This is a genomic window from Vreelandella janggokensis (assembly GCF_031451615.1).
In the GTDB taxonomy this organism is placed as follows: domain Bacteria; phylum Pseudomonadota; class Gammaproteobacteria; order Pseudomonadales; family Halomonadaceae; genus Vreelandella; species Vreelandella janggokensis.
Map to the genome: position 1 here is coordinate 351,984 of NZ_JARWAJ010000001.1, position 12,869 is coordinate 364,852.

Sequence of the window (12,869 nt, forward strand, 5' to 3'; positions counted from 1 at the left end):
GCAATGCGGTTTAGTCGTTTTTCATCAACGTCAACAGTTGGCCATGCCGCTCGGGGTGGGCCACAAGCAAGCTATTCCATTCGCCGGGATGCGCCTCACCAGCGAGGTCGGTAACGCTGCAGCCTGCTTCTCGGGCAATCACAATGCCCGCGGCAATATCCCAGAACTCAAGCTTGGCGCCCTGGGACCAAAAGGCATCAAAACGGCCCAGACTGACGTAGGCGACCTCGAGCGCCGCCGAGCCGGGGCTGCGGATGCCAGCCACTTGAGGCATCAGCATGGTAAGCTGGTTCAGGGCCGTGGCGCAGTCGCCTTTGGCATGGTAGGGCAGACAAGTGCTCACCAGCATTTCGGTCATTGGGCGAGGCGAAGGTGTGGTGAGCTTCCGATCATTGAGAAAAGCCCCCATGCCCTGGGCCGCCCAAAGCATTTCATTAAGCAGCGGTTGATAGACAACGCCCATGACGAGCTCATTACCTTTGGTGACCGCGATCGACACCGAAAAATGTGGCACGCCGTGCAGGAAGTTATTGGTGCCATCCAGCGGATCAATCACCACGGTATAGTCGCTATCGGAACTGGGCGTCAGGCCGCTTTCCTCACCAAGAAAGGCAATATCGGGAAAAGCGCTGCCGATACAGTCGATAATGATATTTTCAGCCGTTGTATCGTAGTAAGTCACGAAATCAGACGCGCCCTTTTGCTCAAAGGCAATCCGCCCCTTTTGCGAATACCCCTCGCGCAACAAGGTGCCCGCTTCATAGGCGGCTTGCTTGAGCGTTTCGAGCAGGTCATCGAGGCTATCAAGCATCTTGTTTTCCTTTGGATATTCGTCGTTCTGGGTGCGTTTATGGTGGTTAGTAAATCGTTTGATAAAGGTAACTAGCCATTCGTTACATGGTGATGACAGTGGCGTGTTTGCTTAGGCTCACTGTTTTAAACTTCTAGTGCCGCCGCCCTCACTAAGATAGCTGGCAAGACTATCGGCAAAGCGCCGGGCGGCAGGGAGGCCTCCCCAGGACCAATAATTAACGGGAATAATCGTATAGTTGCCCTGTTTAACGTTTGGCAAGTGTCGCCATTGGCCATCCGAGATGAGTTGTTCTACACCCCCGTCGGGGCCGTAGGGACTGTCGAGAAACACCAGCTTGGCATCGATATCAAACAGAGGCGTTGCGCTGACGGTTGTCATTCCCCATTGGCCTAGGTCTTTCTGCCATGCGTTCTCGAGACCCAGGCGATTCAACATCATGCCTTCCACACTGCCTGCGCCATACACCCGGGCATGGCGCTCATCCATCAGGCGCACCACCAACAAAGGCGAGTCGATATCCGCAAGCGCTTGTTTAAGAGATGTGAAGTGGCGACGGGACTGCTTGATATAACGTTCCGCCGCGTCAGGATCTTCCACCAAATCGCCAAGCTGAAGCGTCAATTCCTCGATGATTTCCCAGCCGTTATGCTCGCCCTCGCCATCGGCATGTTGATAAAGCGGGTACTCCTTGACATCCGCAATGTTCCTGAGCCGCGGAAGTAAGCTGGCATGAGCAGGTGGAGAAATCAGGATATGGCTTGGAGGATCGCTTGCCAGTAGCTCAAGGTTAGGGAGATGGCGGTAACCCAGGTTGGTCGTATCGGGAAGAATGCCATCCTGGCGGGAGTAGGTTTCATAACCTCTCAGACCCGACAGAAATCTGGGCGGATGATCAATCGCATTGAGGGTTTCCGCGATGGCGAAGTCAAAGGTCGCCAAGGGCGCGACGCTGTTTTCGTCACTTGCGGACAACGCCTTGTTCATTAATAAACTAATAAGCAAGACGACTGACAAAGCGACGCTTTTATGGCGAATAGAGTGATCAAACAGTTTCATGATCGTGCCTGTGTTTTGCCGATAAAAAAGTGCCATCACCACTGATAGGACGCCGTACCGACTAAGCTGCGTGGTTCGCCATAGAAGCACGCATAGGTGCAGGACTCGATATAGGTTTCATCGGTCAGGTTGGTCGCATTCAACGAGAGTAACCACGGGCCCGTCTCATAGCTGACCATGGCATCAAAAAGTGTGAAATCAGGCACTTCACCATCAAGATGGGCATTAGGAAGCGTTGAACCCACATAACGTACGCCGGCACCCAGTTTCAGACCTGGCAGACCAAAATCACTGAAGCGATAGTCACCCCATAGCGAGAATTGGTTGTAGGGGGCTTGACCGGTTCGTTCGCCAACTTTTTCGGGAGTGGCCGGGCTGCTTTTTGTCGTCCGGGCATCGGTGTAGGCATAAGCGGCGACCAGGTTGGCATTGAGGCCAAGCTCTGTCTTGGCTTCCAGCTCGACGCCGCGCGAGCGCACTTCGCCTATTTGTGTCTGGAAAGTGGTGTCGACCGGGTCAGCGACCAGCATGTTTTCCTGGGTCAATTCGTAAGCGGTGGCGGTTAATAGGGTATCCCAGCCTTCGGGTTGGAAACGGATACCCAGTTCATACTGTTCGCCCCGGGTGGGTTCGAACTGATCGCCGTTGCGATCAGTTCCCGTCGCCACTTCAAAAGATTGACTGAAGCTGGCGAAGGGTGCCAAGCCATTGTCTGCCAGGTAAACGAACCCGACACGACCGGTGAAGGCATCATCATCCTGCTGCTGTTGTTGTGAGGGGTCGAAGTACCGAGATGCCTCAGTGTCCGTCCAGTCTTGACGCCCGCCCAGCATGACCACCCATTTATCGGCAATCTTCATCTGGTTCTGAACATACAGTCCCACCTGCTCCTTTCGGCTCACATTGGAATAGACATTGGGGACGCTTTCACCCAATTGACCACTCCCATAGTCAGGACTATAAAGATCTAGCGCAGGGACGCTCTGCTGGTAGCGCTCCGTTTCGTGGCGCTGGCGGACGTAGTCAAGTCCGATCAGGGATGTATGGGTCGTCGTGCCGGCCTCCCAGTCATACTGCAATGAGGTATCAGAGGAGATTGCCCTGGAAGCATCGCGCCGGTCATGAGCGGTTCTGGAAAAGAGTCGCCCGGCGGAGCTTTGAGGTTGCTGAACAATACCGACGTTGTCGAAGTTTCTATCTGAGTGGAAATTGCGAAAATTGTGACTGAGCTTCAGGCGGTTGGAAAAATCGTGCTCGAACAGGTAGCCGAGGGAGTAACTCTCATTATCGTAGTCGTCGAAGCCGGGTTCGCCAACGAATCGCTCCTGAGGAATCTTACCGTTAGGGTTGGGGAGAATGCTGCCGCTGGCGGGTAGGCCATAGATATACGTCGTCTCATCCCGCTGATACTCGCCGAGCAGCGTGAGCGATGTATCCTTGTTTGGCTGCCACTTAAAGGCAGGCGCGATGTAGGTGCGATCATCGGGCACATGGTCGACAAAGGTGTTGCTTTCGCGGCGGAGCATGGTTAAACGGTAGGAAAACTCACCGTTTTCATCCAGAGAGTCTGAAAAGTCCGCAGAGACCTGGCGCCGATCAAAACTGCCTACCTGGAGATTGACCTCGCGCAAAGGCTCGCTGGTGGGGCGCTTACTGACCGCATTGATTAAGCCCCCGGGAGACGCCACGCCATAGAGAATTGATGAGGGCCCCTTGAGCACCTCCAGCCGCTCCAGGCCATAGAGCTCCTGCTGGGCGTCGAACACATTGACTTGATATTTGCTGCCATCCCGGTAGCTGTTATACACACTGAAACCGCGAATCATCATGCTGTCATGGGTTGTGTCGGCACCTCCCCCGCCATAGGCGCTCGACACACCCGCTGTGTAGCCCAGCGCCTGGTTGACGTTCTGCGCGCCATAGTTGCGAAATTCCTGACTGCCGATCACGGAGATTGATTGTGGTGTTTCGATGATCGGCGTATCGGTTTTGGTGCCTGTTGCGCTGCGGGTAGCCGCAATACCCAGCACGGGGCCGGAGGAGTCTTCATAAATACGACTTTCCGTGACCTGCAGTGTCGGTAATGAGGAAGTTTCGTTGCCTGAAGATGCGCTCTGGTCGGCGTTTTGGGCAAGCACCTCTGTTGAAGAGCTGCAGGCAGCAACAGCAATGGCGGCTGTTAGCCACCGCTTTCGGAAAGTGGGGTGGTTCACGAATATTCTCCTTGCATTAATTTTTAATTTTATACGAATGTTAATTGTTATTATTCGTATTATGTTTATATGGAATGAGATGTCAATATCGCGTGAACCTAGGGTGGAATGCTATGGCACGACAAATGCCTGCTTACAGGGAGAGAAGGGTGAGTTAGCTGTCACCCTATCCATTAAAAAGCCCCGCATGACAGCGGGGCGAAAGCGAGCAATGGAACGATGAATCAGTAGGACATCGCCCAATTCAGCGTGTAGGTGTGGCCTTGCCCTTGGTAGTCGTAGAGGTATTCAGGGCCGTAATAGGGTGAGATTGAAGCACGTGCCCGTGAAATACTTGGCGTGAGTGACGTTGCCATCGTTACCCATGAAGCCTCGAATGGGCATCAGTTGGTTGCTTATCTGGTAGCGGATGAGGAGGCGGATAACGATCGATTAGTGCGACGTGCTCGCCGACACTTCGAAGCGCATCTGCCCGACTACATGGTGCCAGCCCATATGATGGTGCTGACAGCCCTGCCACGTATGGTCAATGGCAAACTGGATCAGTCGGCGTTACCCGAGCCATGGCTGGATGAAAATCGCGAGCACGTGGCTCCCTCTACACCGGAATCCCGACAACTTGCCGAGATTTGGCAAGACGTATTGGGTATTGAGCGGGTGGGAGAAACCGACAACTTCTTTGAGTTGGGTGGAGACTCTCTACTAAGTCTGAAGGTGTTGAGCCGAGTGCGCGCCCTAAAGGAGACTACGCTTGATTTTAAACTGCGTGATCTGATGCAGAAGCCGACCATTGCCGGTTTGTTAGGGCTGGGTGAATCTTCAGATGCTTTGCTGGATGGCGTGGTTATGCTCAATGGCGAGAGACAGGGGCAGTCACCGCTGTTCTGCGTGCATGCTGGTATGGGCACTCTTTACGACTATCAGCCGCTGGCACGACGCCTACAGGGAATATGCACGGTATATGGACTACCGTGCCGGATGCTAACCGACTCGCAACATTTTGATACTTCGCTGGAAGCAATGGCTGATGAATATGCAACCATTGTTCGTCGCTTGCAGCCTCACGGGCCCTATCGGTTATTAGGGTGGTCATTAGGCGGCACCTTGGGGGCGATGATTGCGGCACGGCTTGAAAAGCAAGGCCAGGAGGTGAGCCTTTTGGCGCTGGTGGATCCCTATATCCCCGGTAGCGGCCAGAAGAGCGCTGATAACTGGCAGGAGGATTTTGCTGCTTATGCGTCGGTAATCTTGCCAGGTATCCCGTCCGAGATGGTAGCCAATATTAACAACGCAACACCTCATGAAGAGCCGGGTGAAGCGGAACTAGCCATTATGCTAGAACGCCTGCTGGCGTCGGATAAGTCCTACGGACGGGAAGGTTATGCCGCTCTGGGCGGTGAGGAACTAGCTCGAATCTTTTGTGTAGCGCGGCATCTGAAAAGGCTCTCCCTGCAGATCAATACCTTGCCAGCGTTGGACTGTGAAGTGGATTGCTGGTGGTCAGAAGGGCGTCCGCAAAAGGAGCGGCAAGCGCTAACGCATCAGTTGGGCCAAGCGCCACGTCGTGCTATTGAGACTTCTGAGGATCACTTCTCGATTGTTTCCAGTGATTCGCTGTTGCTACGGGTGGTGGCAAAACTGCAAGAGGTAGCTTACCAGGAGGCAATATTAGACGAACACGAACTGGTTTGATTGCTGGATACTAGGGGGCGTACGCCTTCTACTCGGTCGTCTGGTTGGGGCGACCGGGTAACATTTACGTATCTTCAAGCGTCTCTACCAAGGTCTCGGCAAAACGCATGGCAGAGGGTAAGCCTCCCAGAGTCCAGTAATTAACAGGAAGGTAGACGATATTGCCACTGCGTAGACGTAACAACGCCTGCCATAGCCCGCCACGGTTGAGGCGATCACCAATGCTGGAGGTATAATGAGGGCTCTTCAAAACAACCAACCTACCTTCAATGGCGGGTAGTTCATCGATGCTCACAGTGGAAACCCCTGCATAGTTTGTTGGTTGATCCCATGCATTGGTAAGGCCGAGTTGGTCCAAAGCGCCTTGAAGTAGACTGTTTTCACCATATATCCAGACATGTCGATCATCCCTAAACTGGATGATAATGAGGGGCTCTTCATCTCCAGAAAGTCTATATCTTAGTTTGGAAAACTGCTGCTCGTATTCGTGGATGAGGCGTTTTGCTTCTTCGTTATGCCCTATCCGTTCCGCTAAAGCCAGAGTGAAATCTTGCATCGCCTGCCAAGGGTCTCCAGTAATCGGAAATAGGGAGATATTTTCTGTGGGGGCGATGCGTGTTAATTTTTCATTAAGACTTTTGTTATCTCCCAATATTAGTGAAGGGGTTAGATGTGACAATAGCTCAAGATTTGGCATAGAGCCTAAACCCATCTCTATAGCATCACATGAGATGATTTTGTTATCTGTCCATTCGTTATAAGTGTTCAGTTGCATTACGCCTAGGGGAGAAATATCAAGCATGCTCAGTGTCTCTGCAACAGCCCAGTCAAAAGTGGCAATGGGATGCCTCTCACCAGCATATGAAATATTTATGAATGTAAGGAATACTAGTGCTTTTGTTAATGACTTCATATATCGTACCTTGGAGAGAAGTATTATGGTTGCCATGGATTCGGATTTTAAATTAAAAAATGTATTGAAAGATATATTCAGACCGAAAGACCCAAGGGACACAAAGGCCAGTGCTTAATTTTAATGCTCAAGGAGGAGCTGAGAATAAACTGACAGTGTCTGGGCGTGAAGTTAGAAAATTCTATTTCTGGCAGCAATATTTTTTATTAAAATACCCAGCCCTGAATAGACGGGCTGGGTCAACACCTGATAAGGAATTTTAAATATTGCTATGCCGATGTTTTAGAAGTCATATTTTAATGTCAAGTTTGCGCTGCGTGGAGCACCGTACGCCAACTGGCCGAACCAAGCGCCACTATTAGTGTAATACTTCTCATCAAATAGATTGTTGATGTTCAACTGAGCGCTTAGTTCCGGTGTCATCTGATATCTGGCCATCAGACGAGCAAGCGAATAACTATCCTGTTTTACTTCTTCGCTATTTCCCAAAGGGTTGGTGACCATGCTGTAATTGGAGCTTTGCCAATCGAAACCGCCACCTAGGGTTAAATCATTTATTTTATAGGTAGTGAACAAGGTTGCGGTACGGCGAGGTTGAGCGGTATTTACTGCTGATCCATCGGCATCTTCGGCCTGGAACTGTGACCAACCGAACATAAGATTCCAATCATCGGTAATAGCACCTGAGACTTCAATCTCATAGCCGATACTGGAGGTGCCCTCCGCCGCATATGAGGCCTGGTCGGTGGTGCCAGGAACCAAATATCCTGTATCGGGCTGCGCTAGGTTATCCTGATCAATACGAAATACTGATAGCATGGCGTTCAGACGGCCTTCAAAATACTCCGCTTTGATACCGGTTTCATAGTTTTTACCTTCCACTGGGTCAAGATAGTTGCCATTTCTATCTTGCTCATCCTGAGGGTTGAAAATATCTGTATAGCTGACATAAGCTGAGTAGACATCATTTATGTCGTAGATTAAGCCTGCATAGGGTGTGACTATCTGATGATGGCTAAAATCATATAAATCACCATTTGATTTCATACCTTCAACGTCCCAATTAGTAATGCGACTACCCAGAATCAGCGTCAGTGGGTCAGTCAGCGATAAGCGTAAAGCTCCATAACCACCAAGCTGTTCAGTTTCTTTTCTCATATGGGTTGTTTGCTGTCCCCAATCAGGCTCTGGATATGAGCCATCCCATTCATAGAAATTTCCAACAGGGGGAACATTCAGTGCATTACGAAGTTCGGAAGTGAAGTCCTGTTTGTTGTGCATCAGGCCTACAGTCACCTCATGGTCACGACCAGAAAATTCAAAGGGCAAGTTACCATAGATATCGATATTTTCTTGCTCTCTTTCAAATTCATACCAAGCTGGAAATGCACCCATTCCAAGGCCGGTTTGCTTGTCTGGATAACCGGACAAATAGACTAATGGCAAATCAGCATGATTTATGTTTTTGCTATAAGCTGCGTAAAGTGATGCGCCTGAATCAAAATTATGCTCGAGATTGACGAAGTGATTGGTAACTTCAGAATCCCATCTTGTCCAGTCTGCGCCGACCGTTTTAGAACGAGACCAATCTGTTCTTTCTCCATTACTAAACCAAACCGGTAAACCTCCCCAGGTTGAACTGGTAGGCCTATTTTTTTGTTGGCTTATACCAATGTTCATCAATGTATTATCAGTGATATCGGCAGCTAAAGTGCCATAATAAACAGATTTTTCATTTTCCAGCGAATCAACAAAAGAACCTTCTTCGAGATGGCTGCCAACGATGCGGCCACGCACGGTTCCTGCTTCATTTAATGGCGTCGAAATATCCACAGTACCCTGATAGCGATCCCAATTGCCAGCACTGATAGTGGCATGTCCAGTAAATTCCTCACTATCCGCTTTCTTCCGCACAAGGTTAATCGCAGCCGAAGGATCTCCCGCACCGGAAGTCAAACCGCTAGCACCACGAACTACTTCAACACGGTCATAAAGTATGGTGTCCATTTGTGATTCACCAGCGGAATAACCACTTTCCCAAGCTGTTGGTATGCCATCAATTTGATAATTATTAATCTCAAATCCACGTGCTGAAAAAACATGTCGTTGGCTATCTTGCTGGGTTGAAGTGAGGCCTGTCACTGTATTGACCACATCTGTCAGTGATTCCAACTGCATATCATCAATCAGCTGTCGGCTGATAACTGATACTGATTGGGGTGTTTCACGAATAGATAAGTCTAGACGTGTAGAGGTATTCATTGAGTCTGTGGTGTATGAGTCTGTCCCTTCAGTCGTGGCATCACGCAAGTACTCGCCAGTTACTTGGACGGTTGGCAATGCATTGATCGTTTCGTCGTTTTCTGCCTCCTGCGTCATGGTATCTTGGGCGAAAGCAGCCGGTGCCGCGAATAGCGTTGCTGCGCAGGCATTGGCAATGGCAACTGTGAGCAGTTGTCTGCGCAGGCAGGTATTGAATTGATGCATAGTAATCCCCTTGAATGATATCTATGTGTTAATGGTAATTGTTATTATTAGCATTATGTTATGAGTTTGCGCTTATATGCAACCATCTGTTGCTTGAAATGGTTCGCGTGGCAAGAAGCGCCACATGTACAGATCCATACCCCATGGGGCGGCAACTAAGCCCCTACCGGGGTTTGGTGGTTACTGAGGTGCTGCTGTAGCGCCTTGGCGATGTCCCCGCGTACCTGGTCGGTGGCATCAGGCGTAATGCTCCCCAGACGTGCGAAGTCGTGCACCATGCCGGGATAAAGGGCCAACTGGGTATCCACGTTGGCTTCCTGTAAGCGGTTCACGTAGGCGATGCCTTCGTCGACCAGAGGGTCATGTTCGGCCAGGGCGATAAACGCAGGCGGTAGATTGTTGAGTTCCGCAGCCTCCAACGGCGCAAAGCGCCAGTCGTGGCGTTCCTCATCGCTATTTAGATAGTGGCTAAACATCCACTGCAGGGTATCTGCTTCCAGCAGGTAGCCGTGCGCGTATTGACTATGAGACTCGCTGTCCTGCCAGGCGCTGGTGCAGGGGTAGAGCAGGATTTGGCAGCGTGGCGGGGGCCAACCATTATCACGTGCTGACATACAAAGAGCCGTGGCCAGGGTTCCCCCTACACTGTCGCCGCCGACGGCGATACGTGAGTTATCGAGACCCGTCGCTTCGCCATGCTTCAGCAGCCAGCAATAGGCGTCTTCAGCGTCGTAAAAAGCCGTCGGAAACTTGTGCTCGGGGGCCAGGCGGTAGTCGACAGCCAGCACTGTGTAGCCAGTTGCCTGAGCGATGCTTTGGCAGAGCGAATCGTGGGAATCCAGGCTGCCCAGTAGGTAGCCGCCACCATGGAAGTAAAGCAGGGTGGGCGATAAAGACTCCTCGCCTTGGTAGCGGCGCAGTTCTATACGGTGTCCATCCCGGCAGGTGATGCTCAATGACGTTGCATCGTTAGCTATTGGCTCATCAAGCATCTGGGATGATGCCTCGTAGGCAGCGCGTGCTTGTTCTGGTGAGAGCGAGTGGAAAGGCGGATTGCCGCTATCGGCGATCAGGTCTAAGAAAGCGGCGACATCAGGGTGTAAGGACATAATGGGCGTAAGTCTCGGTATTAAGGGCCGCTCTGAGAGAACGGCCATGCGTTAATAGTGCTTGGTTAGTCTGTGCTTACCAGTGATGGAGTTGATGCCTCTGGCTGGTCTGCTGGTAACGCCTCATTAAGCACTTCACAAATCTCACTCGTCCGTGCCGCCAAAATCGACAGCAGGGTGTCGCTCAAGCCATGGGTGGGCTCGCAACTTCCCTGCAGGAAAATAGCCGGTTTGAATTCAGGCTTGGTGTAAAGCTGATAGTGGCGGTTGACGGCAAAGTCAGATAGGTAGTCTTCAACCGGGGCCAGTAGCTTTTTATAGGTATCGCGTACATAGCCGGTGGCGAGCACCACGGCGTCGTAACGGGTGATATCCGTATGGCCCGTCTCCAGGTCTCGCACGTTGAGCTCAACGCCTTCGGTAGTTGCTTCGCTGTCAATAACCTCATGGCGGCGGCGGAATCGGTGGCGGGCCTGGCCCGTTACTTTTTGCTGGTAGAACACATCGTAAATCTCCTGAATCAGTGCGAGATCCGGGGCGGAGTAGTTGGTGCTTTTGTACTCCTGCAGCAGTGCTTCCCGCTGGCCAGTGGGGTTGTTGAACACGTAGTCGGTGTATTCGGGGTTGAAAATCTCATTGACGAAGGGACTATCGTCGGAGGGTTTAAAGGCCCACGCTCGGCTAATCAGATCCACCTGAATGCCGTCGCGGTTGTGCAGATCCAGGAATATCTCAGCGGCGCTCTGGCCCGCACCGATCACTGCGATGCGTTTGGGGGTGTCTTGCTTCGCCAGTTCACGAAGGTAATGGCTGGAGTGGAAGACCCTCGGGTCGTCTTTTAGCCCGGCGAAGCATTCAGGCACATTGGGCGCGCCGCCTACGCTGATCACCAGTGAACGGGTGAGCCTTTCCTGCACCTTGCCATTCTCATCCCGGGAGCGAACGCGGAGGTAGTCGACCTCGTCGTTATCCGTTTCGGGCAGTACTTCAAACACATCTTCTCCATAGGCGCACTGGTGTTCAAAGTGGCTGGCCGTCCAGCTCAGGTAGTCATTGAACTCGTGGCGGCTGGGGAAGAAGGTCTGCAGGTTGATAAAGTCCTGCAGGCGACCTTTGCTGTGAAGATAGTTGAGGAAGCTGAAGCGGCTTTTGGGGTTGCGTGGCGTGACCAGATCTTTCAGGAAAGAGATCTGCATATGGGCATTGTCCAGCAGCATGTGCGGGTGCCAGGCAAAGCAGGGCTGGCGTTCAATAAAGAAAGCATCCCGTGCATTCCCCGCCTGGCGCTGTTCGTCGAGCGCAATGGCCAGGGCAATATTGGAAGGGCCGAAACCGATGCCGATCAAGTCGTGAATATGCATAACAGTCCTCGTGGCTGATGTATTTATGGGGTGAAGCGCGGGTCGGGTCGTGGCGCTGACCCAGGGTGGGGCGGCAGCGGAATCCAGCTGCGCTCGTTAAAAAAGTGTTCGCGTAGCTGCATGCCGAGCATGGCTCGCTTATGGGGGAAATCGAACGCCTTCACATGGGCGTAACCGCACTGGGCAAGGTTGCGCAGCATCTTGGCGTTATCCACGCGGGGCTCGATCACCAGGCGCTGGGTGCGGCAGTCATCCAGGAATAAATAGTGCGAGATAGAGGGCATCCAGGCAGCAACATAGGGTCGCCCGCGAAAAGCGGCTTCGCCGATCAGCACGTGCCAGCCGCGGTCAAAATCATCGGCGTCGTAATAAGCGCCGATGCGGTCTTCCTTGGCCCAGTAAGTCTCGAAATAGCCGAAGGGCTCGCCGTCGATACAGCCGATCAGCGGTACCACGCTGGGATTCTGGAGCGTGCTTTCCAGCCGCTCGCGATGCTGCGCCAAATCCCCCTGTTCTTCCCAGAAATGGGCGACGACCGGGTCGTTCATCCAGCGGTTGAAGCGCTCCAGATCCTGTTCCAGGTCAAGGACGCGAAAACTCAGGGTGGCATCCAGCCAGGCAATATGGCGCTGATACACCGTGCCACTGGGGCGCGGCGGGCGACGTGGGTGTCGTTTCCCGTTCTCCAGGATGGGCTGCTGCGGGTAAGGGCGCGTGGGTGGTGGGGTAAGCCAAAGCGTGGGTAACTGCCAAAAGAGCTCCGCATAGGCCCACAGCGCTCCTTGGCTATCTCTCACCGCGACGCCAGTGGCACACAGCTTGGTGTGCAAAGCACTAGGTAGCTGAAGGCGTAGCGCAACACTGCCAGGGTAAACGGCAAAAGCCCCCTCGATAGCGGCAAGCAATGCCGGGAGCGGTGGCGCTGAGCGCTGCGGCCAGCGCAGCGTCAAGGTGTTGCTATCGTCCACTAATGACCATTCAAGACGTTCCTGATCACCCTTTACGATCAGCGACTGCGTGGTGTTATCACCAATGACTTGATAGGTGTAGCCCTCGGGGCGTGAGAGCAGCGAGGCCACCGTGTGGCTTTCGGAAGGTGCGTGTACCTGGGGTTGTGCCTGGACAGAACGGGACACCGCTAGGCTCCTATCAAATATCAACAAAAAGGCGGTATTACTGACTTCCTTATCTAAAGACGAATGAGAATGAGGGTTGTTTACATAA

At 52.4% G+C, this 12,869-nt stretch carries 9 protein-coding genes; 1 reads left to right on the forward strand and 8 read right to left on the reverse strand.

The genetic code is table 11. The features are described from left to right. Positions 1-10: 10 nt before the first annotated feature. The 3 genes from QC816_RS01635 to QC816_RS01645 form a co-directional block, all read right to left on the reverse strand. Positions 11-811, reverse strand: a complete 801-nt coding sequence (locus QC816_RS01635) for an inositol monophosphatase family protein (RefSeq protein ID WP_264823530.1) — start codon at positions 809-811, stop codon at positions 11-13. Between the two features lie 117 nt (positions 812-928). Then, complete coding sequence (locus QC816_RS01640; RefSeq protein WP_264823529.1) at positions 929-1,870, reverse strand: ABC transporter substrate-binding protein; 942 nt, start codon at positions 1,868-1,870, stop codon at positions 929-931. Between the two features lie 35 nt (positions 1,871-1,905). Beyond that, a complete protein-coding gene (locus QC816_RS01645; protein ID WP_309780648.1) occupies positions 1,906-4,083 on the reverse strand; it encodes a TonB-dependent siderophore receptor in 2,178 nt (725 codons plus the stop codon). 339 nt (positions 4,084-4,422) lie between these two features. On the opposite strand from QC816_RS01645, the gene QC816_RS01650 reads away from it, so the two are divergent. After that, entirely contained in the window at positions 4,423-5,775 is a 1,353-nt protein-coding gene (locus QC816_RS01650) for a thioesterase domain-containing protein (RefSeq protein ID WP_422823721.1), read from the forward strand. 64 nt (positions 5,776-5,839) lie between these two features. On the opposite strand, the gene QC816_RS01655 is transcribed toward QC816_RS01650, so the two are convergent. The 5 genes from QC816_RS01655 to QC816_RS01675 form a co-directional block, all read right to left on the reverse strand. Beyond that, positions 5,840-6,688 (reverse strand): ABC transporter substrate-binding protein, encoded by an 849-nt coding sequence (locus QC816_RS01655; protein WP_309780649.1) that lies wholly within the window; start codon positions 6,686-6,688, stop codon positions 5,840-5,842. 282 nt (positions 6,689-6,970) lie between these two features. Further along, positions 6,971-9,175, reverse strand: a complete 2,205-nt coding sequence (locus QC816_RS01660; RefSeq protein WP_309780650.1) for a TonB-dependent siderophore receptor — start codon at positions 9,173-9,175, stop codon at positions 6,971-6,973. A gap of 155 nt (positions 9,176-9,330) precedes the next feature. Next, positions 9,331-10,284 carry an alpha/beta hydrolase gene (locus tag QC816_RS01665; RefSeq protein ID WP_309780651.1) on the reverse strand — a complete coding sequence of 318 codons (954 nt, stop codon included), beginning with the start codon at positions 10,282-10,284 and terminating at the stop codon, positions 9,331-9,333. A gap of 65 nt (positions 10,285-10,349) precedes the next feature. Further along, positions 10,350-11,645, reverse strand: coding sequence for a lysine N(6)-hydroxylase/L-ornithine N(5)-oxygenase family protein (locus QC816_RS01670; protein WP_309780652.1), 1,296 nt, complete (start codon positions 11,643-11,645; stop codon positions 10,350-10,352). A gap of 23 nt (positions 11,646-11,668) precedes the next feature. Further along, complete coding sequence (locus QC816_RS01675; protein ID WP_309780653.1) at positions 11,669-12,781, reverse strand: GNAT family N-acetyltransferase; 1,113 nt, start codon at positions 12,779-12,781, stop codon at positions 11,669-11,671. Between the last annotated feature and the right edge of the window lie 88 nt (positions 12,782-12,869).